Genomic DNA, 25,016 nt, shown 5'->3' with positions numbered 1-25,016 from the left:
GAAACTACAGCCATGCGACCACTCCCTCTTCTTGCAATCGCCCTTGCCTGCGCGCTGCTGGCCGGTTGCCAGAACACGCCGCCGCACGCTACCTACGACACCATCAAGCGCGAGGTGGCGACGGCCAGCGCCGCCGGCCGCGGCGCGCCGGCCGAGGAGGCGGTCGCGAATGCGCTGCTGCCGCAAGCGAGCAGCCTGGCGCGCGAATTGCCGAAAGCCCGGCCCGCGCTCGAGGAACGTTTCAACGTCTCCTTCAACAACGTGCCGGCGCAGCAGTTCTTCCGCTCGATCGTTGCCGGCACCCGCTACAACATGCTGGTCCATCCTGAGGTCAGCGGCAACATCAGCGCCAACCTGAAGGACGTGACCCTGCTCGAGACCCTGGAAGCGGTGCGCGAGCTCTACGGCTACGATTACAAGGTCGACGGCACCCGGATCACGATCCGGCCGCTGACGATGCAGACCCGCATGTTCCATGTGAATTACCTGGTCGGCAGCCGGCGCGGTTCCTCCAACCTGCGCGTGACCTCGACCTCGGTGGCGAACGCCGGCGCCAACAATAACGGCGGCGGCGGCCAGCAGACCGGCCAGCAGAATCAAAATTCGCCGAATAACGGCAACAATGGAAACAACGGCGGCGGCAACAACGGCAACAACGGCAGCCAGGGCGACAGCACCGACGTCAACACCTTGTCGAGCAACGATTTCTGGGTCGACCTGAAGGCCTCGATCGAGACCATCGTCGGCTCAAAAGAAGGCGGGCGCAATGTCGTGGTCAGCCCGCAGTCGGGCGTACTCGTGATCCGCGCCATGCCCGACGAGCTGCGCAATGTCGACATGTACCTGAAGGCGACCCAGCTCTCGGTCGACCGCCAGGTCATCCTGGAAGCGAAAATCCTCGAAGTCGAGCTGAACGACCAGTTCCAGAGCGGCATCAACTGGGCCAGCTTCTCGGCGCTCGGCAGTTCGAGCTCGAACCGCGTCTCGACCGGCCTCATCGCACCGGGCGCGAACCTGGCGCCGCTGCCCTTCAACGGCGGCCAGCCGCCCGCGATCGCGAACGGCAAGGGCCTGGCCGCCAGTACCGGCTTCTCGCTGTCGAATGCGGCGAATGCCGCCGGCGCCCTGTTCGGCTTTGCCTTCCAGACGAATAATTTCGCGGCGCTGATCACCCTGCTCGAGCAGCAGGGCAGCGTGCATGTGCTGTCGAGCCCGCGCATCGCGGCCGTCAACAACCAGAAGGCCGTGCTGAAGATCGGCACCGACGAGTTCTTCGTCACCGGCGTGACCACCACCACCAGTTCCAGCGCCGCCGGCAATGTGGTGACCCCCAGCGTCACGCTGCAACCCTTCTTCTCGGGCGTGGTGCTCGACGTCACCCCGCAGATCGACGAAAAGGGCAACATCCTGCTGCACGTGCACCCCTCGGTCAGCCAGGTGACAACCATCACCAAGGGCATCGACCTCGGTTCGGCCGGTTCGCTGACGCTGCCGCTGGCGGCCTCGTCGACCTCGGAACTCGACAGCATCGTGCGCGGGCGCGACGGCCAGGTGGTGGCGATCGGCGGCCTGATGCGCCAGGCGGCCACCGACGACACCAGCGGGCTGCCGGGCGCCGGCCGCCTGCCGGTGCTGGGCGCGCTGTTTCGCAACAAGAACAAGGTCAACCAGAAGCGCGAACTGGTGGTGCTGATCAAGCCGACGATTGTCGACAGCAGCAACAACTGGAGCCAGGACCTGCTCGATGCAACGCGCCGCATCGAGGGGCTCGATCCGCGCACCCTGGAGCGCAAGTAATGTACGCAGAGCACTTCGGCCTGCGCGAACTGCCGTTCGGCATTACGCCGGACACGAGTTTCTTTTTCGGCAGTCCGCGCTCGCAGGAAGCGCTCAATACGCTGCTGATCGCGGCCAGGAGCGGCGAAGGCTTCATCAAGATCACCGGCGAAGTCGGCACCGGTAAAACACTGTTGTGCCGCAAGTTCATGGCGTCCCTGGGCGAGGGCTTCGTCACGGCCTATATCCCGAACCCTTTCCTCGAGCCGCGCACCCTGATGCTGGCGCTGGCCGACGAACTCGAACTGGAGCTCGACAAGTACGTTGCCCAGCACCAGATGCTCAAAGCGCTGACCGAGCGCCTGCTCGAGCTGGCAGGCGTTGGCAAGCAGGTCGTGCTCTGCCTGGACGAGGCCCAGGCGATACCGGTCGAGACCCTGGAAGCGCTGCGCCTGCTGACCAACCTGGAAACCGAAAAGCGCAAGCTGCTGCAGATCGTGCTCTTCGGCCAGCCCGAACTGAACCGCAAGCTCGAACTCGAGTCGATCCGCCAGCTCGCCCAGCGCATCACCTTTCACTACCACCTCGGCCCCCTCAGCCGCGACGACCTGGACTTTTACGTGGCCCATCGGCTGCGGGTGGCCGGCTATGGCGGGGCGCGCCTGTTTTCGAACGGCGCCATCAAGCAGCTGTACCGCGCCAGCGGCGGCATCCCGCGCCTGGTCAACATCCTGGCGAACAAGGCCCTGATGCTGTGCTACGGCGAAGGCAAGCAGCTGGTACGCGCCGACCACGTCGGCGCCGCCATCCGCGATACCATGGCGCTCAAGCCGCGTATCTGGCCGTGGCTGGCCGGCCTGGGCGCCCTGACGGGGGTCAGCGCCGCACTTGCGTGGATATTTGCACGATGAGCCTGATTAATAAAATGCTGCAGGATCTCGACGCGCGCGGCGGTCCGCGCGACGGCGGCGTGCCGCTCGAGGTCAAGCCGGTGGTGCTCGATACACGGCGCCCGCCGGTGCGGCGCATCGCGGCCATCACGGCGGCGCTGCTGGTGCTGGCGCTCGGCGCAAGCGCCTGGGTGCTGCTGCCGCTCAAGGGTAAAACCTATGATGCGCAGCCAGTGGCCGTGCCGGCGCCGGTGGCAGTGGCGGCGCCAGTGGTGGCGCCTGTGGTGGCGCCAATAGCGGCGCCGGTCGCCTTGCCGGCCACGCCGCCGCAGCCAGATGCGGAGCCAGTCACCGTCGCCGAGGTCGCCACACCCCCGGTGCGCGCCGACAGCAAGCCTGTCGAGGAAGCGCAGCCCGAAAAACCAGCGCCCGCCGCCCGGCAAGCTGCCGTCGCGCCGAGGGCGCCGCTGCCCATCGCAGCGGCGCCCGGACCGACCGAGGCGCAGCTGGCGGCGACGACGACGACCTGGGCCGTCGCCAGCGAGCGTGCCCGTGCCGAGGAATTGCGGCTGGCGGCGCGCTGGCGTGCCGAGGAAGCGCGCATCGCGGCGCTGCCGCCCGGCGAGCGCGCCGCCGCCGGCGAACGCCTGCGCGCACAGCAGGCACGCGCAGCCGCGCGCACGCAAGCCGACGCGGCCTTCGTCGCCGCCTTGAAACGCAGGGAAGAAGCCGGCGGCGCTGCCGCCGCCCCGCTGGCCGCCGCCGCACCCGCTTCCACTTCCGCCGCAAGCGCCAGGCCGGCCGGCGCCAGGGCGCAGGGCCGTGTCGAAACCAATGCGCAGGGCGCGGAAAACAGTTACCGCGCGGCGCTGGCGGCCTTGCAGGACGGCCGCGTCGGCGAGGCGATTGCCGGCCTGCAGGCGACCTTGCGCGCCCAGCCGGCGCACGAGGCGGCGCGCCAGACCCTGGTCAGCCTGCTGATCGAAAACAACCGGGGCGATGAAGCCGTGCTTCAGCTGCAGCAGGCCCTCGGCCTGGATCCGCGCCAGCCGGCGCTGGCGATGCTGCTGGCGCGCCTGCAGATCGAGCGCGGCAGAAGCGGGATCGAGACGCTGCTGCGCACCCTGCCTTATGCGACGGGCAATGGCGACTACCACGCCTTTCTGGCCGGCGCCCTGGCGCGCCAGTCACGCCATGGCGAAGCGGTCGAGCAATACCAGGCGGCGCTGCGCAGCGTGCCCGGGAATGCCGTGTGGTGGATGGGGCTGGGAATGTCGCTGCAGGCGGACAAGCGCAACGCCGAGGCGCTCGAGGCCTTCCGCCAGGCCAGGACGCTCGGCACCCTGTCGGGCGAGCTGCAAGGCTTTGTCGAGCGCAAGATCGCGCAACTGGCGCGCTGACAGCGGCGCGTACGACGACTTCGTTTTACAGTTTCTTCAAGCGCTCGAGCGCCAGCTCCAGGGTGGCGTCTTCCTTGGCGAAGCAAAAGCGCACGATCCCCGACTCCCTGGCGTCGCGGTAGAAGGCCGACACCGGAATCGCCGCAACCTTGCATTCAGTCGTCAGCCATTCTGCGAACTGCGCTTCCGGCAGGCTGGAGAGACCCTCATATGCAACGCACTGGAAATAGGTGCCGTCCGCGGGCAGCGGGCGCAGGCGGGTGACGGCGAGCCCGGCGCGAAACAGATCGCGCTTCCTCTGGTAGAAGGCCGGCAGCTCCTGGTAAGGCGCGGGATCGGCCATGTAGCGCGCGAGACCGTGTTGCATCGGCGTGTTGACGGTAAAAACATTGTACTGGTGCACCTTGCGGAACTCGGCGCTCAGCGCGGCCGGGGCCGTCACGTAGCCGACTTTCCAGCCCGTCACATGGTAAGTCTTGCCGAAACTCGAGACCACGAAAGCCCGCTCCACCAGTTGCGGGTGGCTGGCGACTGACACGTGCTGCTGCCCGTCGTAGACCATGTGCTCGTACACCTCGTCCGACAGCACCAGGATGCCGGTACCGTCGACGATGGCGGCGAGCTGGTCGAGGTCGGCGCGGCGCAGGATCGAGCCGGTCGGGTTGTGCGGCGAGTTGATGACGATCAGCCGCGTGCGCGCCGTCACCGCGGCGGCCACCTGCTGCCAGGGCAGGCTGTAGCCGTGCTCGCCCACGCTCATGGCCACCGGCACCATGGTGCCGCCGGCCACCGCGATCGCCGGCGCATAGCTGTCGTAGGCCGGTTCGATGACGATAGCCTCGTCGCCCGGGTGCATGCAGCACAGGATGGCCGTGGTGAGCGCCTGGGTGGCGCCGGCGGTGACGGTGATCTCGCGATCGAGGTCGTAGTTGTGGCCGTAGAGCCGGGCAATCTTGGCGCCGATCGCCGCGCGCAGCGCCGGCACGCCCGTCATCAGGGGATACTGGTTGTGGCCGGCGCGCATGGCCTCGTTCACGTAGTCGAGCAGGCGCGGCTCGCAGCCGAAATCGGGGAAGCCCTGGCCGAGGTTGACGGCCCCGTGCTGGCTGGCCAGGGCCGACATGGCGGAAAAGACGTTGGTGCCGACCGCGGGCAGGCGCGAATGGAGGGCAGGGGACGTAAAAGTGCTCATGGTGCGGGTACCGCCTTCACCCAGGCTTCGGGAAGCATGATCCGGAACAGCCCGCCCTGGAGCGTCTTGCGGCCGAGTTTCAGCAGGGCCTTGTCCTTGGTGATCAGGACTGCGGCGCCGGCGTCGCGCGCCAGTTCGAGGAATTTCTGGTCGTCGCGGTCGCTGCAGACGGGCAGCCGGATCGGTTTGCTGTCCGGCGCCACGACCGCGATCAGGTCGTCGAAACGCTGCGCCGCCAGTGCGCGCCGCTCGTCGTCGAGCGGCAGGTGGGGGTAGCGCAGCACGGCCAGGTATTCGTCGCGGCAGTCGGCTCGCGTGACAGCCCGCAATTGCGCGCTTTCGAGGGCTCGCAACAGGCTGTCCCAGCGCGGGTCGTGGAAGACGAACAGGTCGAGGCAGACATTGGTGTCGATGACGACCGGGCCGGCACAAGCGGAAGGGGAAGCGAGTATCATGTGGGAAATTTTAATATGCTAAGTGAATTAAATACCGCTGACTGTTCCAAGTATCTATGCTGATTGTCTTATCGCCCGCCAAATCGCTCGACCTCGACACCCCGTTTCCCGCCATGGAGCATACGCCGCCGCGCTTCGCCGGGCGCGCCGCGCAACTGATTGGCGTGCTGCGCGACCTGTCGCCCGGCCAGGTGGCAGAACTGATGCGCATTTCCGATCCGCTCGCGGTGCTCAACGTCGGCCGTTACGCGAGCTGGACGCTGGAACACGGCGAAGGCCACCCGGCGCTGATGGCCTTCAATGGCGACGTGTATGCCGGGCTCGATGCGCGCAGCCTGGATGCCGCCGCGCTCGATTTCGCGGCCGGCCGCCTGCGCATCCTGTCGGGCCTGTACGGCCTGCTGCGCCCGTTCGAGCTGATCCATCCTTACCGCCTGGAGATGGGCACGCGGCTGGCTAACCCCGGCGGCAAGGACTTGTACAGCTTCTGGGGCGAAACGATTACCCAGGCATTGAACACCGACCTGGCAGCGGCCGGCGCGTCGACGCTGGTCAACCTGGCCTCGGAAGAATACTTCAAATCGGTCAAGCCCAAGCTGCTGGCGGCGCCAATCGTCACCCCGGTGTTCGAGGATTGGAAGAGCGGCAAGTACAAGATCATCTCGTTCTTTGCCAAGCGTGCACGGGGAATGATGGCGCGCTACGCCATCCGCAACGGCATCACGGACCCGCAAGCCCTGAAGCAATTCGATGGGGACGGCTATGGATACGTGGCGGGAGAGTCGAGCGAGCGGCGCTGGGTATTCAGGCGGAAAGTCGCGCTGTAGAACGGACGAGCCCGGGCAGACGGCGAAGCCGCCCACCCGAAAGCCTTATTTTTTCGCCCAGAACTTCCACCACGAAGCGCTGCCGGCGGCATTCGGGTTGGTGAAGCGGCTGTTCGGATAATTCATCGCGAAGACACGCTGGGCATCGTCGCGCAGCGCGAGGTTGCCGAGCTTGTCATAGGAGCGGATCATGATGAACAGCGCCTCTTCGCGCGACGGCGACTGCGGGTATTCGCCCACGGCGTTCTGCGCACGGTTGACGGCGGCCAGGTAGGCGCCGCGGCGGTAGTAGTAGTTCGCCACGTGCACTTCATAGGCGGCCATCGCATTGATCAGGTAATTCATGCGCGCGATGGCGTCAGGCGCGTATTTGCTGTTCGGGAACTTGTCGACCAGGGCCTTGAACGCGGCGAAGGCTTCGCGCGTGGCTTTCGGGTCGCGTTCGGTCGGGTCCTGGGAGTAGATCACGCTCAGGAAACCGATCTGGTCGTTGAAGTTGACCAGGCCGCGCAGGTAGTACATATAGTCCACCTGGGGATGATTCGGGTGCAGCTTGATGAAGCGTTCCACCGCGGCCATCGCCTCGGCCTGGTCCTGCGCCTTATAATGGGCGTAGGCGATCTCCATCTGCGCCTGGGTGGCGTAGGTGCCGAACGGATAATTCGATTCGAGGCGCTGGAAGAGCGTGATGGCCTGCGCATATTGACCGGAGCTCATCTCCCCACGTGCCTCAGCGTATAATTTCTCCGCTGACCACTTCTTGGTCTCGTCTTCACGGTCCGGCAGGATGCCGCAGCCGGACAGGCCGAGCAGGACACTTGTAGCAACCACCACCAACAGTTTTTTTTGCATAGCTTTTTGCAGAAAAGTTTTACCGAGATTCAACGAACGGCTGATTATAGCCGATGGGACTGACGTGATATTAACAACCGCGCCGAATTCGGCGGATTTGCCCCTGGATGCCGATTTCGACGATGAAATCGTTGCCGAGTCTTCCGATTTTCCGGACCTCCTCCTGCCCACGGGCATTGACCTTTCCCCGATTACTTTACGCCTCGGCGAAGAAGCCTGCGGCCAGCGCCTCGACAAGGTCGTGGCAGGCCTGGTGCCGCAGTTTTCGCGCAGCCGCCTGCAGATGTGGTTCGACCAGGGCAATGTGCTGGTCGACGGCAAGCCGGCGCGCGGCAAGGATACGGCCTATGGCGACGAAACCATCGTCGTCTCGCCCCAGCCGGCGCCCGAGGATACCGCCTTCGCTTCCGAAGCCATCGCTCTGAATATTATCTTTGAAGACGAGCATATCCTGGTCGTCAACAAGCCGGCCGGCCTGGTGGTGCACCCCGGCGCCGGCAACTGGACCGGCACGCTGCTCAACGGCCTGCTGCACCATGCCCCGCAACTGGCCTCGGTGCCGCGCGCGGGCATCGTGCACCGCCTCGACAAGGACACCAGCGGCCTGATGGTCGTCGGCAAGACGCTGGCCGCCCAGACCGACCTCGTGCGCCAGCTGCAGGCGCGCACGGTCAAGCGCGAATACTTCTGCCTGGTCTGGGGCACGCCCCAGCTGTCGGGCACCATCGACGCGCCGATGGGACGGCACCCGAAGGACCGCATCAAGATGGCGGTCTCGAGCAGCCTGGGCGCCAAGCCGGCGATCACCCACTACACGCGCCTGGCGGAAGGCTCGATCGACCGCCGTCCGGTGAGCCTGGTGCAGTGCCGCCTGGAGACCGGCCGTACCCACCAGATCCGCGTGCACATGCTGTCGATCGGCTACGGCCTGGTGGGCGACGCCACTTACGGCAAGACCCACCTGAATCCGATCTTCCACCGCCAGGCGCTGCAGGCGCGCCGGCTTGGCCTGGTGCACCCGGAAACGGGCGAAGCCTGCGAGTGGGTGGTGCCGTTGGCCGACGATTTCGCCGAGCTGATCGCACGCGCCGGCATTCCGGAACCGGAAGCGGTCTGATGGACAAGGGCGTGGACCGCGCCTGGCTGGTGTTTCCCGACTGGCCCGACGCCCCATCCAACATCGGCGCGCTCGCCACCACGCGCCGCGGCGGGGTGTCGAACGCGCCCTGGGACGACGGGCAGGGCGGGGGTGGCTTGAATCTCGGCCTGCACGTCGGCGACGACGCGGCCGCCGTCGCGGAAAACCGGGCGCGCCTGCAGGCGCACTTGCCGGGCCGGCCCGCCTGGATCGCCCAGGTACACGGCGCGGACGTGGTCGACGCGTCCACGGTTGGCCCCGGCCAGCCGACCCGCACCGGAGACGCCAGCATCGCGGTCGCCCCCGGCGTGGTCTGCGCCATCCTGACGGCCGACTGTTTGCCGGTGCTGTTTGCCGACCTGGACGGCAAGGTCGTCGGCGCTGCGCATGCCGGCTGGCGCGGCCTGGCCGGCGGCGTGCTGGGCCAGACCGTGGCGGCGATGCGCAGCGCCGGCGCCAGCGAGATCACTGCCTGGATGGGACCGGCCATCGGGCCGACCGCCTTCGAAGTCGGGCAGGATGTCTACGACAGTTTCGCCCGGGCGCTACCCGGCCACGACGTCGGTTTCGCTTTTACCCGCCATCCCGAGCGCGGCGCCAAGTACACGGCCGACATGTTCGCCCTGGCGCGCCTGATGCTGGCGCAGGATGGCGTGGCCAGCGTGGCCGGCGGCCTGCGCTGCACGGCCGTCGAGCGCGACCGCTTTTACTCGTACCGCCGCGATGGCGTGACGGGGCGCCAGGCAAGTTTGATCTGGCTCAAATGACGCCGCCCGGCGTCATCAATACTTTCTAGTCCCCGCCGCCACCGCCACCATCGCCGCCACCGTCGCTGCCATCGCAGCCGGCGTCATTGCCCCCGGGGCCATCGCAGGCTTTTTTCGACGGCGTCACGCTGGCAGGCGTCATTGGCGTGTGCTCGCCGGCCGTGGCGGCCGGCTGCGCCGCCATGCGCCTTGCACGGCGCCGCTTCGAACCGGTGAGGTAAAAAAGTATGGACAGGGGTATCATGCAGTAAATTAAAAATGTCATCACACCTGCCGTGACGGATGTTTCCGTTGCGGCCATCAGGACGACGACATAAATCCAGCCAATTGCAACAATCCACATGCTTTTCTCCGGTTGACAACCCGATTCTAACAAGGCACGCCGACATGAACATGCCCGACCCCCAAGCTTTCGCCGCCACCTGGATGAACCAGCTCGCCAACCCGACCGCCTGGCAATCCTGGGCGACGCCTTCCGTCGCTCCCGGCTCGGACGCCGCGGTCCATGTCGGCGCCGCCAACCCGCTCGCCGGCGTGTTCAAGGAACTTGGGGTGACCGTGTCCCAGGGCAGGCTCGACGCATTGCGCCAGGACTACCTGCAAAAAGCCGGCCGCCTGTGGCAGGACTTCATGTCCGGCAAGTCCCCGGAACTGCACGACAAGCGCTTCACCAGTTCCGAGTGGACGGCCAGCCCGTTCTCCGCTTTCACCGCCGCATCCTACCTGCTGAACGGCGAATTCATGCTGGCCCTGGCCGATGCGGTCGAGGCCGCTCCGCGCGAACGCCAGAAAATCCGTTTCGCGGTGCAGCAGATGGTCGATGCGATGTCGCCTGCCAACTTCCTCGCAACGAACCCGGAAGTCCAGGCCAAGCTGATCGAGACCAAGGGCGAAAGCCTGAGCAAGGGCTTGCAGAACATGCTGGCCGACATGCAGAAAGGCCGCATTTCGCAGTCCGACGAATCGGCCTTCGAAGTCGGCGTGAACGTCGGCACCGCGCCCGGCCACGTCGTTTACGAAAACGAGCTGTTCCAGCTGATCCAGTACAGCCCGGCAACGCCGAATGTGCGCGCCGTGCCGCTGCTGATGATTCCGCCATGCATCAACAAATTCTACATCCTCGACCTGCAGCCGGATAATTCGCTGGTGCGTTACGTTGTCGGGCAGGGCAATACGGTATTCATGGTGTCGTGGCGCAATCCCGACGCATCGATGGGCCAGGTGACCTGGGATGACTACGTCGAGCGCGGCGCGATCGAAGCGATCGACGTCGCCCAAGGCTTGGCCAAATCGATCAGCGGCCAGGACAAAGTGCATGTCTTCGGTTTTTGCGTCGGCGGCACCATCGCCGCCACCGCGCTGTCGGTACTGGCCGCGCGCGAGCGCCAGCCGGCTGCCAGCCTGACCCTGCTTACGGCCCTGCTCGATTTCTCCGACACCGGCGTGCTCGAGGTGTTCATCGACGAGAGCCAGGTGGCGCAGCGCGAGCAAAAGCTGGCCAAGGGCGGCATCCTGCCGGGCGGCGACCTGGCGACGACGTTTTCGGCCCTGCGCCCGAACGACCTGGTGTGGAACTATGTCCAGCAAAATTACCTGAAGGGCAAGGCGCCGCCAGCCTTCGACCTGCTGTACTGGAATGCCGACAGCACCAACCTGCCGGGCCCGATGTTCTGCTGGTACCTGAGGAATACCTATCTCGAGGACAAGCTGAAAGTACCGGGCGCGCTGACCGTGTGCGGCGTGCCGGTCGACCTCGGCCGTATCGACGCCCCGGTCTTCATCTACGGCTCGAAGGAAGACCATATCGTGCCCTGGCAGGCCGCCTACGCGTCGATGAATCTGCTCAATCCCGGCAAGGCCGGTGCGAACCGGTTCGTGCTGGGCGCTTCCGGCCACATTGCCGGGGTGATCAATCCGGCCGCGAAAAACAAGCGCAGCCACTGGGTCAACGACGGGGTGGAAAAGAACGACAGGAACGAAAAGGGCGGCAAGAAGGGCAAGGGCGAGAAGGTTGCCAAGGCCGCGCCCTTGTCGGCCGAGGACTGGATTGCCGGCGCTGAAGAGCGCAAGGGCAGCTGGTGGCCGGAATGGGCGCGCTTCCTGCAGGAAAACGGTGGCGCCGAAGTGCCGGCCCCGGCCCAGCCCGGAAATGCACAGTACCAGCCGACAGAACCGGCGCCGGGCCGCTATGTGAAGGTGCGCGCGGACGGCAGCTGATCGCTCCGGCTAGCGTAATAATTGCTGCACCTGCGCAACGAACGTGGTATTTTTAGTTGGTTTGTCCGGTCGGGCGCGGTGCGCCTGGCTTGACGCGACTAACGCCGGCTTTTTTATGGAATTTGAGATGAGTAGTGGAAAAAACAGTAGCGAACGCCTGATCAAGAAATACCCGAACCGTCGCCTCTACGACACCCAGACAAGTTCTTATATTACCTTGACGGACGTAAAGCAACTGGTCCTCGAAGCGGACACGTTTACCGTGGTCGATGCCAAGACGAGCGAAGACCTGACGCGCAGCATCCTGTTGCAGATCATCCTGGAAGAGGAAGCCAACGGCGCACCGATGTTCACCAGCGTGGTGCTGGCCCAGATCATTCGTTACTACGGCCATGCGATGCAGGGCATGATGGGTTCCTACCTGGAAAAGAACGTGCAGGCGTTTACCGACATCCAGAACAAGTTCACCAGCAATGCTGCCGGCGCCGTCGAAGGCAAGCCGTTCAGCCCTGAAATGTGGGCCCAGTTCATGAATGTGCAGGGACCGATGATGCAGGGGATGATGAACAACTACATCGACCAGAGCAAGAACCTGTTCGTGCAGATGCAGGAGCAGATGCAGAACCAGAGCAAGGCGCTGTTCAGTGCCTTTCCCTTCCCGCCGCCGGGAACGACGACGCCAGGCGACAAGAAGTAATCGCCATCGGCGATCTGCACGCCCGGCCCCGCGCCGGGCGTTGTACATCCGCCCCTCATCCCGGCCAAAACCGCCCCTCGGGTGTCCCGCGAGCGCCGCTTCAGGTACAATCTCCGATTGCCCAGAATGTTTGCCTCCCGCCGCCCATGCTCGAACTCCGCCGCAATACCGCACCTGTCACTACCGCCAACCCTGCTGAAGTCGCCGCTGCCATCGCCGCCGCCCCCAAGGTCGGATTCGTCTCGCTCGGCTGTCCGAAGGCGCTGGTCGACTCGGAACAGATCCTGACCCAGCTGCGCGCGGAAGGCTACCAGACTGCCAAGTCCTATGCCGGCGCCGACCTCGTCATCGTCAACACCTGCGGCTTCATCGATGCTGCGGTGCAAGAGTCGCTCGACGCCATCGGCGAGGCGCTGGCCGAGAACGGCAAGGTGATCGTCACCGGTTGCCTGGGCGCGAAAAAGAATGCGGACGGCGAAGACATCATCACCAAGGTCCATCCGAAGGTGCTGGCCGTGACCGGCCCGCATGCGATGGCCGAGGTCATGGAGTCGGTACACCTGCACCTGCCGATGACGCACAACCCCTTCATCGACCTGATGCCGGACCACGGCGTGAAGCTCACGCCCAAGCATTACGCCTACCTGAAGATTTCCGAAGGCTGCAACCACCGCTGCAGCTTCTGCATCATCCCGTCGATGCGCGGCGATTTGGTCTCGCGCCCGATCCACGACGTGCTGAAGGAAGCGGAAAACCTGTTCAAGGCCGGCGTCAAGGAATTGCTGGTGATTTCGCAGGACACCAGCGCCTACGGCGTGGATGTCAAATTCCGGGTCGGATTCTGGAACGGCCGTCCGATCAAGACCCACATGACCCAGCTGACCGAAGCGCTGGGCCAGCTGGCGCGCCAGTACGACGCCTGGGTGCGCCTGCACTATGTCTATCCCTACCCGCACGTCGACCAGGTCATTCCCCTGATGGGCGACGGCCACGTCCTGCCTTACCTGGACATCCCGATGCAGCATGCCCACCCGGACGTGCTCAAGCGCATGAAGCGCCCGGCCAGCGGCGAAAAGAACCTCGACCGCATCCTGGCCTGGCGCGCGATGAACCCGGACCTGACGATCCGCTCCACCTTCATCGCCGGCTTCCCGGGCGAGACCGAAGCCGAGTTCGAATACCTGCTCGACTTCCTGCGCGAAGCGCAGATCGACCGCCTGGGCTGCTTTGCCTATTCGCCAGTGGAGGGCGCGACCGCCAACCTGCTCGACAATCCGGTGCCGGAAGCAGTGCGCGAAGAGCGTCGCGCGCGCGTCATGCTGCTCCAGGAAGAAATTTCGCTCAAACGCCTGCAGGCGAAAGTCGGCAAGACGATCCGCGTGCTGGTCGACGAAGTCGGCCCGCGCGAAGCCATCGGCAGGTCGAGCGCCGATGCGCCCGAAATCGACGGCGTGGTCCACATCAAGCGCTCGCTGGTGCAGGGCAAGGGCAAGCTGGCCGTGGGCCAGTTCGCCGACGTGGTCGTGACGAAGGCCGACGCCCACGACCTGTGGGCCACCCTGGCGTAACAGTCATGGCAAAGAAGTCGCTCCAGACGACGATCGTCCACACCGATTACACCGCCCCTGGCGGCTTTGCCGCCTATCCGCCGGCGATCCACCACGCCTCGACCGTGCTGTTCGAGAACGTGGCGGCGATGCGCTCCGGGCAGTGGAAGGAAAAGACCGCCTATACCTATGGCCTGCATGGCACGCCGACCACTTTCACGCTGGAAGCGCGCCTGGCCGAAATCGAAGGGGGCGTGCACTGCCTGCTGGCGCCCTCGGGCCTGGCGGCGATTGCGATGGTCGACTTCGCCCTGCTGAAGACCGGCGACGACGTCCTGCTGCCGGACAATGTCTACAACCCGAACCGCGAGCTGGGGCGCTGGCTGACGAACGATTTCGGCATCACCGCGCGTTACTACGATCCGCTGGTCGGGGCCGGTATCGCCGACCTGATCCAGCCGAATACGAAACTCATCTGGACCGAGGCGCCTGGTTCGGTCTCGATGGAAGTGCCGGATCTGCCGGCCATTTGCGCCGCCGCCCATGCGCGCGGGGTGCTGGTAGCGCTCGACAATACCTGGTCGGCCGGGCTGGCCTTGCGCGGCTTCGACCTCGGCGTCGACATCGTCATGCATGCGCTGACCAAATACCAATCGGGCGGCTCGGACGTACTGATGGGCGCGCTGATCACGCGCGAGCGTGCGGTGCACGACCGGCTCGCCATGGCGCACATGCGCCTCGGCATGGGCGTTGGCGCCGACGACGCCTATCTGGTGATGCGCGGCCTGCCGACCATGAAACTGCGTTTCGAGGCGCACGACCGGGGCGCGCGCAAGGTCGCCGCCTGGCTCAAGAGCCGCCCGGAAATCGCCAAGGTGCTGCATCCCGCCTTCGAGGATTGCCCTGGCCACGCCACCTGGCGCCGCGATTTTTCGGGCGCCGGCGGCCTGTTCTCGGTGATTTTCGACCAGCGCTACCTCGAGGAGCAGCTCGACCGCTTCGTCGATGCCCTGGCGCTGTTCGGCCTCGGCTACAGCTGGGGCGGCGCGAACAGCCTGGTGATGCCTTACCGGATGTCGGCGATCCGCCGCGACTGGCAGGGCAAGGGCGTGCTGGTGCGCTTCAATATCGGGCTGGAAGATCCGGATGATCTGATCGCCGACATCGAGCAAGCCCTGGGCCAGCTGCCTTAGCGCGGCGCCACCGCGACACCGGCACCCATGCCACCGCCCTGCGGTGGTTTTTTTTCGTCCATTTCTTCCAACAATTAATTAAGAACAACACGGTTCCCTCGCAGATTGCCTGAAAGCGGGTCGAGTTTTGCGCTTTTCCATTTCCTTGCGGCAACAAGCATGCTAAAATTTTTCCATGTGGAAATACTGGTGATGAATCGATCATCCCGGCGCCCCTTCAAACACACCTGGAAAAAACGGTTTATGTCGCTTACCGACACGCTTCAACGTGAGGAAGTCTTGTGGGCTCTGGGGAGCCTGTGCGGCCTGTATCGCATTCCGTTCGACAGCGCCCTGGTGGCCCAGCAGTTCCCTCCACCTTACAGTGTCGGCAGCGTCCACGAGATGGCGCGCAGCCTCGGCATGCGTAGCGGCAGCTGCGAACTGGCCGGCATCGACTGGCAGGGTTTGCCGCTGCCCGCCATCGCTTTCCTCCGGTCCGAAGGAGAAGTAGCGACCCCGTCCCCGGTCCTGGTCCTGAAAACCGACGGCAAGGTGCTGAGCGTCTTCCGTGCCGGCAGCGATACCCCCGAATCGATCATGGTCGAGGACGCCGCCCTGCGCTTCGCCCCGACCATCCTGCTGTTCGGCAAGGAGCCGGAGGTCGGCGGCAAGGATGACGAGGACATCGCCGGCTTCACACAGGAAAAAAAGCCCTTCGGCTTTGGCTGGTTCGTCCCCGAACTGCTGAAACACAAGGGGATCTGGCGCGATGTGCTGCTCGCTTCGCTGGCGATCCAGCTGGTCGGCCTGGCTACGCCGCTGTTCACCCAGGCCATCATCGATAAGGTGGTGGTGCACCAGACCAAAAACACGCTGCTGGTGCTCGGCGTCGGCCTGCTGATGTTCATGGTCTTCACCTCCGTCATGACCTGGCTGCGCCAATACCTGGTGCTGCACACAGGTAACCGCATCGATGCCGTGCTGGGGAGCGAAGTGTTCCGCCACATGCTGCGCCTGCCGCTGCCGTATTTCGAGCAGCGCCCGACCGGCACCCTGGTCGCGCGCCTGCAGGGCGTCGAGACGATCCGCGACTTCATTTCCGGCGCCGCCGTGACCCTGATTCTCGACCTGCCTTTCCTGCTGATCTTCTTGGCCGTCATGTTCAGCTACAGTTGGCAGCTGTCGCTGATCGCGGTCGGGCTGCTGGGCGTGATCGCGCTGATGAGCGTGCTGGTGACGCCGCTGTTTCGAGAGCGCCTGAACCAGCAGTTCATGCTGGGCGCGCGCAACCAGGCTTTCCTGACCGAATACCTGGCCGGCATGGGCACCGTCAAGTCGCTGCAGATGGAGCCGGACGTCGACCGCAAGTACAGCGACCTGCTGGCCCAGTACCTGGCGGCCGGTTTCTCCACCAAGCAAATCGGCAATACGTATAACGTTGCCGCCAATGCGGTGGAGCAGGTGATGACGCTGTCGATCCTGCTGGTCGGCGCCGTGCTGGTGATGGGCAACGACGGCTTCACGGTCGGCATGCTGGTGGCCTTCCAGATGTTTGCCGGCCGCATGAGCCAGCCGATGCTGCGCTTGTCCGGCCTGTGGCAGGAATTCCAGCAGGCGAACATCGCGGTGAAGCGCCTGGGCGACATGATGGACATGCCGGCCGAGCCGTATGCCCTGATCCCCAGCCGCGAAGCCAAGAGCCTGGGCGCCCTGGACCTGGTGAATGTCTCCTTCCGCTATTCCGAGCACCACCCCTGGCTGTACCGCAACCTGAACATCGCTTTCAAGCCGGGCCGCCTCAGCGTCCTGATGGGTCCGTCGGGCTGCGGCAAGAGCACGCTCGCCAAGCTGATGCTGGGCTTTTACCAGCCGGGCGACGGCCAGGTCCAGCTCGACGGGCGCGACATCCGCTTCCTCGCCGCCAACGAACTGCGCGGCGTGTTCGGCGTGGTGCCGCAGGAAACCGTGCTGTTTTCGGGCACGATCTACGACAATCTGGTGATGGCTTACCCACACGCCAGTTTCGAGGACGTGATCGCCGCCTGCAAGGCCGCCGAAATCCACGAGACCATCGACAAGCTGCCGCAGGGCTACCAGACCGAAATCGGCGAGCGCGGCACCGGCCTGTCCGGCGGCCAGCGCCAGCGCCTGGCGATCGCCCGCGCCCTGCTGCGCAAGCCGGCCATCCTGATTTTCGACGAAGCCGTCTCCAACCTCGACCAGGCGACCGCCGAGCAATTCGCCCGCACCGTGAACTCGCTCAAGGGCAAGGTCACGATGGTCTTCATTACCCATCAGATCCCGCGCGGCCTCCAGGTGGACGAAGTCTTCAGCTTCGACAAGACCGCGCAAGCGGCGCCCAAGATGCAGGTCGTGCCGCCGTCGACACCGGCCCAGGCCGCACGGCTCCATCCTTAAGTCAAACCCCGATTCAATCCCCAACGCCGTCCGCCGTACACAAGAGGAAATGCAATGACCACAACCACTTCGCCCGTCACCACCACGCTCGCTCCACTCGTCAATGACCTGGTCCTGACCGGCACCGGCGACATCAACGGCACTGGCAATTCGCTCAACAATACGATCACCGGCAACACCGGTGCGAACGTACTGGACGGGCGCGGCGGCGTGGACACGCTGGTCGGCGGCGAGGGCAACGATACCTATGTCGTCGACGTTGCGGGCGACCGGGTGCTGGAAAACGCGGGGGAGGGCATCGACACCGTCCAGTCCAGCGATACGCATACGCTCGCGGAGAATGTCGAGAACCTGACGCTGACGGGCTTTTTCAACATCAACGGCATCGGCAATGCGCTCGATAACGTCATCACGGGTAATGACGCCAGCAACGTCCTGAGCGGCCTGGGCGGCAACGACACGCTGGCCGGCAGGTCCGGCGCCGATACCCTCGACGGCGGCGCGGGCGACGACAACATGCAGGGCGGCAGCGGCGACGACAGCTATGTCGTCGACTCCAGTGGCGACGTCGTGCTCGAGGCGGCAGGCAGCGGCCTGGACACGGTGCGCTCGGAGATCGACTATGCGCTCGGCGAGAACCTCGAAAACCTCGTCCTGACCGGCGCGGCCGACCTGGCCGGCAGTGGCAATCAGTTGAACAACATCATCACCGGCAATGCCGGAGCGAATACGATCACGGCCGGCGCAGGTGTCGACACCGTACACGCGGGTCTCGGCGACGACACCGTCCATGGCGGCGACGGCAATGACATCCTGAACGGCGATGCCGGCGACGATGCGCTGTTCGGCGACGCCGGCAACGATACGGTCAATGGCGGGCTCGGCGCCGACCAGATGGACGGCGGCAGCGGCGACGATACCTATGTGCTCGACAATGCGGGCGACAGCGTGATCGAAGCAGGCGGCGCCGGCACCGACATCGTGCAGTCCAGCATCTCCACGACCTTGACAGACAACGTCGAGAACCTGTCGCTGACAGGAGGCGCTGCCATCGACGGCCGCGGTAATGCACTCGACAACAGCATCAGCGGCAACAGCGGCGCCAACGCGCTGTTCGGCCTGGAAGGCAACGACACCCTCGATGGCGGTCTCGGCGCCGACTATCTGCAAGGCGACGGCGGCGACGATACCTATATCGTCGACAACACGCTGGACAGGGTGGTCGAGCTGGACGGCAACGGCGTCGACCGGGTCGTGGCAGGCGTCAACCACGCGCTGGCCGCCAACGTCGAGAACCTGACGCTGAGCGGCGGCGCCGTCAGCGGTTCGGGCAACGAACTCGACAACGTCGTGACGGGCAACGGCGGCAACAACGTCTTGAGCGGCCTGGACGGAAACGACACCCTGATCGACAATTTCGGCAACGACACGCTCGACGGCGGCAGCGGCGCCGACGACATGCGCGGCGGCGCCGGTGACGATACCTATGTCGTCGACCAGGCCGGCGACAAGGTGTTTGAGGCCATCAGCGCCGGCATCGATACGGTCCGTTCAGGCATCGACTACACCCTGCTCGACAACGTCGAGAAACTGGTCCTCACCGGCGCCGACAACCTCAACGGCACCGGCAATGGCTTGAACAACACCATGACCGGCAACGCCGGCGACAATACCTTCGCTGCCGCTGCCGGCAATGACCAGGTGGATGCGGGCGCGGGCAATGACCTCGTCCATGGCGGCGACGGCATCGACCTTCTCAACGGTGAAGCGGGCGAGGACAGCCTGTTCGGCGACGCCGGCAACGACACGCTCGACGGCGGCCTGGGCGCCGACCGCATGGCAGGCGGCAGCGGCGACGACACCTATATCCTCGACAACGATGGCGACCTGGTGGTCGAAGCGGCCAACGGCGGCAGCGACCTGGTCAAATCGAGCATCAGCTACACGCTGGTCGACAACGTCGATCACCTGACGCTGACCGGCACCGCCGACATCGACGGCACCGGCAACGAACTGGACAACGTCATCAACGGCAACACCGGCGCCAACGTCCTCGATGGCCGCGCCGGCAACGACACGATCAACGGCAACAGCGGCGCCGACCAGCTGGTCGGCGGCGAGGGTAACGACCGCCTCAACGGCGACGCCGGCAATGACCGCCTGCAGGGAGATACCGGCAACGACATCCTCGACGGCGGCGCCGGCCTCGACACCATGGCCGGCGGCCTGGGCGACGACACCTATGTGGTCGACAACGCCGGCGACGTGGTGACGGAAAACGGCGCCGAAGGCGTCGACCTGGTCCAGTCGAGCATCGACCACAGCCTGGCTGCTGAGGTCGAGAAGCTGACCCTGACCGGTTTTGCCTCGAGCCGCGGTACCGGCAACGAACTCGACAACGTGGTGACCGGCAACGAAGCCGGCAATGCCCTGTTCGGCCTGGACGGCGCCGACAAGCTGGCGGGCCAGGGCGGCCACGACAGCCTCGACGGCGGCCTCGGCGCTGACCTGATGCAGGGCGGCACGGGCGACGATGCTTATGTCGTCGACAACGCAGGCGACCTCGTCGAGGAAAGCGTGAACCAGGGCCTCGATACCGTCCGTTCGAACATCGACTACACCTTGACCGCGAACGTCGAGAACCTGAGCCTGACCGGCACTGCCGACCTGAACGGCGACGGCAACGCGCTGAACAACACCATCGTCGGCAACAGCGGCAACAACACGACGAACGCCGGCGATGGCGCCGACATCGTCCATGCCGGCGCCGGCAACGATACCGTCAACGGCGGCAACGGCAACGACACGATCAACGGCGAAGCGGGCGACGACACCCTGGCCGGCGACGCCGGCAACGACAGCATCGACGGCGGCGCCGGCGCCGACCGGATGGCCGGCGGCCTGGGCGACGACATCTTCACTGTCGACAACGACGGCGACCTGGTGGTCGAAGCGGCAGGCGAGGGCAGCGACCTGGTGCAATCGAACATCACCTATACGCTGACCGACAACGTCGACAACTTGACGCTGACCGGCCTGGCCGACATCGACGGCAGCGGCAATGCGCTGGACAATACGATCCGCGGCAACAACGGCGCCAATGTACTCGACGGCCTTGCCGGCAACGACAGCATCTTCGCGGGCATCGGTGCCGACCTGCTGGTGGGCGGCGAGGGCAACGACGCCTTGTACGGCGAAGCAGGCAATGACCGCCTGCAGGGCGATGCCGGCAACGACATGCTCGACGGCGGCGCCGGCAGCGACAACATGGCTGGCGGCACTGGCAACGACACCTATGTCGTCGACAACGCGGGCGACCTGGTCATCGAGAACGGCGACGAGGGTCTCGATACGGTCCAGTCCTCGATCAGCACCACGCTGGCCGCGAACGTCGAGAACCTGATGCTGGCCGGCAGCGCCAACACCAGCGGCACCGGCAATGCATTGGATAACCTTATTACCGGCAACAACGGCAGCAACGCACTGAACGGCGAAGCCGGCGCCGACACGCTGATCGGCGGTTTCGGCGACGACACGCTCGACGGCGGCAGCGGCGCCGACAACATGCAGGGCGGCGTCGGCAACGATGTCTATGTGGTCGACGAGGCGCAGGACCTGGTCACCGAGACGGCCGGCAACGGCCTCGATACCGTGCGCTCGTCGATCGACTACACGCTGGGCGCGAACCTCGAGAACCTCGTCCTGACTGGCGCCGACGACCTGGCCGGCACCGGCAATGCGCTGGACAACGCGATCACGGGCAATGCGGGCGACAACCTGATCGACGGTGGCGCCAACGGCGATACGATGGCTGGCGGCGCCGGCAACGACACCTATATTGTCGATTCCGGTTTCGACAAGGTCGTGGAGAATGCCAGCGGCGGCACCGACATCGTGTATTCCAGCGCGACCCACACGCTGGCTGCGAACGTCGAGAACCTGGTGCTGACCGGCTCGGCGGCAATCCTGGGCTGGGGCAATGCGCTCGACAACACCATGACCGGCAACGACGCCAACAACAGCCTGTACGGCATGGCAGGCAACGACGTGCTGGTCGGCGGCGCGGGCAGGGACCAGCTCGACGGCGGCCTTGGGGCCGACACCATGACCGGCGGCACGGGCGACGACCTGTACACCGTGGACAGCGCCGCCGACCAGGTGATCGAGCAGGCCGGCGAGGGCAATGATTATGTTTATTCGAGCATCGATTACACGCTCGGCGCCAACATGGAATACCTGTACCTGACCGGCGACGCGAACCTCAGCGGTACCGGCAACGCGGCCCGTAACGTTGTTGCCGGCAACAACGGCAACAACGTGCTGGACGGCGGCGACGGTGACGACATCGTCGGCGCAGGTGCCGGCAACGATACCCTGATCGGCGGCCTCGGCGCCGATCAGCTGAGCGGCGGCACCGGCGACGACACCTACATCGTCGACGGCGCCGACACGGTCACTGAAAATGCGGGCGGCGGCATCGACACCGTGCGCGCGGACTTCAGCTATACCCTGGGCGCGGAACTGGAAAACCTGGTGCTGCTCGGCGCCGGCAACCTGGCCGGCACCGGCAATGCGCTGGCCAACGGCATCCTCGGCTCGAGCGGCGCCAACCTGCTCGATGGCGGCCTCGGTGCCGACACGCTGGCCGGCGGCGCCGGCGACGACACCTATATCGTCGACAATGCCGGCGATGTGGTGGTCGAGGCCGCGGACAGCGGTGTCGACACCGTGCAGGCAAGCGCCAGCCATGCGCTCTCGGCCCATGTCGAGAACCTGGTCCTGACCGGCAACGCCAGCCTGAGCGGCGCCGGCAACGCGGGCGACAACACGATCACCGGCAACAGCGGCGCCAATACACTCGACGGCGGCGCCGGCGACGATACGCTGGTGGGCGGCGCCGGCGCCGACACCCTGGCCGGCGGCGAGGGCAGGGACCTGCTGGACGGCGGCCTCGATGCCGACCTGATGCAGGGCGGACTCGGCGACGACACCTATATTGTCGACAACGCCGGCGATACGATCGTCGAGGCAGCCGGCAACGGCGTCGACACCGTGCTGGCGAGCGCCAGCCATGTACTGGGTGCGAACGTCGAACAGCTGATCCTGACCGGCAGCGACAACATTACCGGCGCGGGCAACGCGCTCGGCAACGACATGAGCGGCAACGGCGGCGACAACCTGCTGTCCGGCATGGACGGCGACGACCTGCTCGCAGGCGGCGCCGGCAACGACCTGCTGCTGGGCGGCGCGGGCAGCGACACCTACCGCTTCGGCATCGGAGACGGCATCGACCGCATCGTCGATGCGCAGGGTGGCGGCACGCTGAGCATCGGCAGCGGCCTGACGGCGGCCGACCTGCACGCCGAGCAGGCGGGCAATGACCTGGTGCTCACGATCGTCTCCAGCGGCGACAGGGTGGTGCTGGTCGACTGGCTCGCGCAGACCGAAGGCGTGACCGAAATCGTCTTCGACGACGGCACCACCATCGATCGGGGCGGCATGGCGGCGCTGCTCAACGCGGCGCCCACGGCCTTCGACGACAGCGTCGTGGTATTCGAGGATGGGGGGCTGGTCACCGTGCCGGTCACCCAGCTGCTGGCGAACGACACCGATCCGGATGCGGGCGACGTCGTGACCGTGATCGCGCTTGGTGCGTCGAGCATCGGCGCGGCTCTCAGCCTGGCTGATGGCGTGGTCGGCTACGACATCGGCGCGCGCTTCCAGGAACTGGCGCAGGGCGAAGTCGTCAACGACAGCTTCAGCTATACGATTACCGACGACATGGGCGAAACCTCGACCGCGACCGTCAATGTCCAGGTCATCGGCACCAACGATGCGGCCGTGACCGAAGCCGATGCCAACGCCGTCACCGAAGACAGCGGGGCCACGATCAGCGGCAATGTGCTCGCCAACGACAGCGATGTCGACAACGGCACGGTGCTGCAGGTCGCCGCGCCAGGCATCATCGCCGGCATCTACGGCAGCCTGACGATCGCCCGCGACGGCAGCTACACGTATAGCCTGAACGACGGCGCTGCCAAGGTGCAGGCCCTGAATGCCGGCGAAGTCGTGACCGACTCGTTTGTCTATATCGCAACCGACGGCATCGAAGGCGTCGCGTCGACCCTGGACATCTCGATTGCCGGCACCAACGATGCCCCGGTCGTCACCGCCGACGCGGCAGGCGTCACCGAAGAAGACGTGCTGGCCGCCAGCGGCAATGTGCTCGCCAACGACCGCGACGCCGACAGCGGCGCCACTCTTGCCGTGGCAGCGCCAGGCCTCTACACCGGGGTCTACGGCACCCTGCGGCTGGCTGCCGACGGCAGCTACACCTATAGCCTCGATAATGGCGCCGCCCGGGTGCAGTCGCTTGGCGCAGGCCAGTCGGCCGTGGACAGCTTCAGCTACGCCGCAACCGACGGCCAGGCACTGAGCATGTCGACCCTGGACATCAGCATCACCGGCACCAACGACGCGCCGGTCCTGGCGGCCGACAGCGCCCGGGTATCGGAAGATGCCGCCAGCGTCAGCGGCAACGTCCTGGCCAACGACAGCGACGTCGATGCCGGCGCAGTGCTGGTGGCGGACGCCGCCACGCTCGCCGGAAGCCATGGCACGCTGGCCCTGAATGCCGACGGCAGCTATGTCTACCAGGTCGATGCCGCCGCCGTGCAGTCGCTCGGCCGCGATGCTTCCGCCTTCGATCGCTTCAGCTACGGCGCGACCGACGGGTTTGCGGCGGGCAGCGCGACGCTCGACATCACCGTCGGCGGCGCCAACGACGCCCCGATCGTCGTCAAGGCGCTCGCCGACAAGCAGCTCAACTTCAACAAGGCCTTCTCGTTCCAGCTGCCGGGCGACAGCTTCAAGGACCTCGACCAGGGCGACAAGCTGAGCTACGCCGCTTCCCTGGCCGACGGTTCCGCACTGCCGGACTGGCTGAAGTTCGACGCCGCGACGGGCAGCTTTGCCGGCACCGCGCCCAAGCAGGTCGGTGCGATCGAGGTGCGCGTGACCGCGACCGACGCGGTGGCCGCCAGCGGCAGCACCGCCGGCAGCCTGTCGGTGTCCGACGTGTTCACGCTGTCGGTCAGCCACGGCAACGAAGGCCTCGGCAACGGCGAGGATGCGCCGCCCCCTGGCCACGACGTCAACCAGAATGACGGCGCCGGCACCGGTCCGGGCAATCCGGGCAATGCAGGCGCCAAGGGGGGCAAGAAGACCGGCATCGCCGCTGGCCTGGCCGCGTCGAGCGCCGAGGCGAGCGAAGCGGAGCCGGCGGCTGCCGCCAAGACGAACGCCCTCGGCGTGCCGGCCCTGCTCAGCGCCAGCAAGATCGTCGAGTTCAGCCAGCCAGCCAGCAGCATCGGCAATACCACCTCGGCGCAGAGCTTCGGTGCCTGGCTGAAAGTGGACCTGGCGGTGTCGGAAGCGCTGGCGGCAAAGCAGTCGCTGACCTGGCTCGACGAGCGCAATGGCGCCGATACCGGCGTCCTGGCCAAGGCCACCCTGGGCTTCCTCGGGTCGACCGGCGGATTCGGCGGCGCTGGCTTGTCGCTGTCGGGAAGCGAAGGGGCCGAGCTGAAAGGCTTCGACGGCCTCGGCAAGGGCGTCAAGAAGCTCAAGTAAGTCACTAAAACGCCGTAATCGATAGAGGCGGGA

Annotated in this window: 16 protein-coding genes; 12 read left to right on the top strand and 4 right to left on the bottom strand. The window is 65.8% G+C overall.

Annotated elements, in window-relative coordinates:
• Positions 1-12 precede the first annotated feature (12 nt).
• The 3 genes from mshL to AC56KZ_RS01960 are packed head-to-tail and all read left to right on the top strand — an operon-like array spanning position 13 to position 4,066.
• Complete coding sequence (mshL, locus tag AC56KZ_RS01970) at positions 13-1,797, top strand: pilus (MSHA type) biogenesis protein MshL (protein ID WP_497160453.1); 1,785 nt, start codon at positions 13-15, stop codon at positions 1,795-1,797.
• The gene (locus AC56KZ_RS01965) at positions 1,797-2,687 is read left to right on the top strand and encodes an ExeA family protein (protein WP_497160452.1); all 891 of its coding nucleotides are present in this window, start codon (positions 1,797-1,799) and stop codon (positions 2,685-2,687) included. The genes mshL and AC56KZ_RS01965 overlap by 1 nt, the downstream gene beginning before the upstream one ends.
• Entirely contained in the window at positions 2,684-4,066 is a 1,383-nt protein-coding gene (locus tag AC56KZ_RS01960) for a tetratricopeptide repeat protein (protein WP_497160451.1), read from the top strand. Before AC56KZ_RS01965 ends, AC56KZ_RS01960 begins: the two co-directional genes overlap by 4 nt.
• Before the next feature lie 25 nt (positions 4,067-4,091).
• Here the strand turns inward: AC56KZ_RS01960 and AC56KZ_RS01955 are convergent, their stop codons facing one another.
• Both AC56KZ_RS01955 and AC56KZ_RS01950 read right to left on the bottom strand, forming a co-directional pair.
• Positions 4,092-5,258, bottom strand: coding sequence for a pyridoxal phosphate-dependent aminotransferase (locus tag AC56KZ_RS01955; protein WP_497160450.1), 1,167 nt, complete (start codon positions 5,256-5,258; stop codon positions 4,092-4,094).
• Positions 5,255-5,713 carry a putative toxin-antitoxin system toxin component, PIN family gene (locus tag AC56KZ_RS01950; protein ID WP_497160449.1) on the bottom strand — a complete coding sequence of 153 codons (459 nt, stop codon included), beginning with the start codon at positions 5,711-5,713 and terminating at the stop codon, positions 5,255-5,257. Before AC56KZ_RS01950 ends, AC56KZ_RS01955 begins: the two co-directional genes overlap by 4 nt.
• A 56-nt stretch (positions 5,714-5,769) precedes the next feature.
• Between AC56KZ_RS01950 and yaaA the strand changes: the two genes are divergently transcribed.
• Positions 5,770-6,540: a peroxide stress protein YaaA gene (yaaA, locus tag AC56KZ_RS01945; protein WP_497160448.1), complete on the top strand. Its 771-nt coding sequence runs from the start codon at positions 5,770-5,772 to the stop codon at positions 6,538-6,540.
• A 45-nt stretch (positions 6,541-6,585) separates the two neighbouring features.
• On the opposite strand, the gene AC56KZ_RS01940 is transcribed toward yaaA, so the two are convergent.
• Positions 6,586-7,392, bottom strand: coding sequence for an outer membrane protein assembly factor BamD (locus AC56KZ_RS01940; protein ID WP_497160447.1), 807 nt, complete (start codon positions 7,390-7,392; stop codon positions 6,586-6,588).
• A 64-nt stretch (positions 7,393-7,456) separates the two neighbouring features.
• On the opposite strand from AC56KZ_RS01940, the gene AC56KZ_RS01935 reads away from it, so the two are divergent.
• Together AC56KZ_RS01935 and pgeF are read left to right on the top strand one after the other, a co-directional pair.
• Complete coding sequence (locus AC56KZ_RS01935) at positions 7,457-8,509, top strand: RluA family pseudouridine synthase (protein ID WP_497160446.1); 1,053 nt, start codon at positions 7,457-7,459, stop codon at positions 8,507-8,509.
• A complete protein-coding gene (gene pgeF, locus AC56KZ_RS01930; RefSeq protein WP_497160445.1) occupies positions 8,509-9,297 on the top strand; it encodes a peptidoglycan editing factor PgeF in 789 nt (262 codons plus the stop codon). Before AC56KZ_RS01935 ends, pgeF begins: the two co-directional genes overlap by 1 nt.
• A gap of 25 nt (positions 9,298-9,322) precedes the next feature.
• Here the strand turns inward: pgeF and AC56KZ_RS01925 are convergent, their stop codons facing one another.
• Positions 9,323-9,640, bottom strand: coding sequence for a hypothetical protein (locus tag AC56KZ_RS01925; protein WP_497160444.1), 318 nt, complete (start codon positions 9,638-9,640; stop codon positions 9,323-9,325).
• A gap of 44 nt (positions 9,641-9,684) precedes the next feature.
• On the opposite strand from AC56KZ_RS01925, the gene phaC reads away from it, so the two are divergent.
• From phaC to AC56KZ_RS01895, 6 genes are all read left to right on the top strand, one after another.
• Complete coding sequence (gene phaC / locus AC56KZ_RS01920) at positions 9,685-11,514, top strand: class I poly(R)-hydroxyalkanoic acid synthase (RefSeq protein ID WP_497160443.1); 1,830 nt, start codon at positions 9,685-9,687, stop codon at positions 11,512-11,514.
• Positions 11,515-11,641: 127 nt separating this feature from the next.
• On the top strand, positions 11,642-12,211 hold the full coding sequence (gene phaR / locus AC56KZ_RS01915) for a polyhydroxyalkanoate synthesis repressor PhaR (RefSeq protein WP_497160442.1): 570 nt from the start codon (positions 11,642-11,644) through the stop codon (positions 12,209-12,211).
• 146 nt (positions 12,212-12,357) lie between these two features.
• Positions 12,358-13,779: a 30S ribosomal protein S12 methylthiotransferase RimO gene (gene rimO, locus AC56KZ_RS01910; protein ID WP_497160441.1), complete on the top strand. Its 1,422-nt coding sequence runs from the start codon at positions 12,358-12,360 to the stop codon at positions 13,777-13,779.
• A 5-nt stretch (positions 13,780-13,784) separates the two neighbouring features.
• A complete protein-coding gene (locus AC56KZ_RS01905; RefSeq protein ID WP_497160440.1) occupies positions 13,785-14,951 on the top strand; it encodes a cystathionine beta-lyase in 1,167 nt (388 codons plus the stop codon).
• A 243-nt stretch (positions 14,952-15,194) separates the two neighbouring features.
• Positions 15,195-17,351: a peptidase domain-containing ABC transporter gene (locus tag AC56KZ_RS01900; protein WP_497160439.1), complete on the top strand. Its 2,157-nt coding sequence runs from the start codon at positions 15,195-15,197 to the stop codon at positions 17,349-17,351.
• Between the two features lie 54 nt (positions 17,352-17,405).
• Positions 17,406-24,983 (top strand): cadherin-like domain-containing protein, encoded by a 7,578-nt coding sequence (locus AC56KZ_RS01895; protein ID WP_497160438.1) that lies wholly within the window; start codon positions 17,406-17,408, stop codon positions 24,981-24,983.
• Positions 24,984-25,016: the final 33 nt, after the last annotated feature.

This window comes from Telluria sp. LT2P34 (assembly GCF_059685915.1).
Note: the sequence above shows the minus strand (reverse complement) of the source record. Positions and strands in the feature narration are given on the sequence as shown.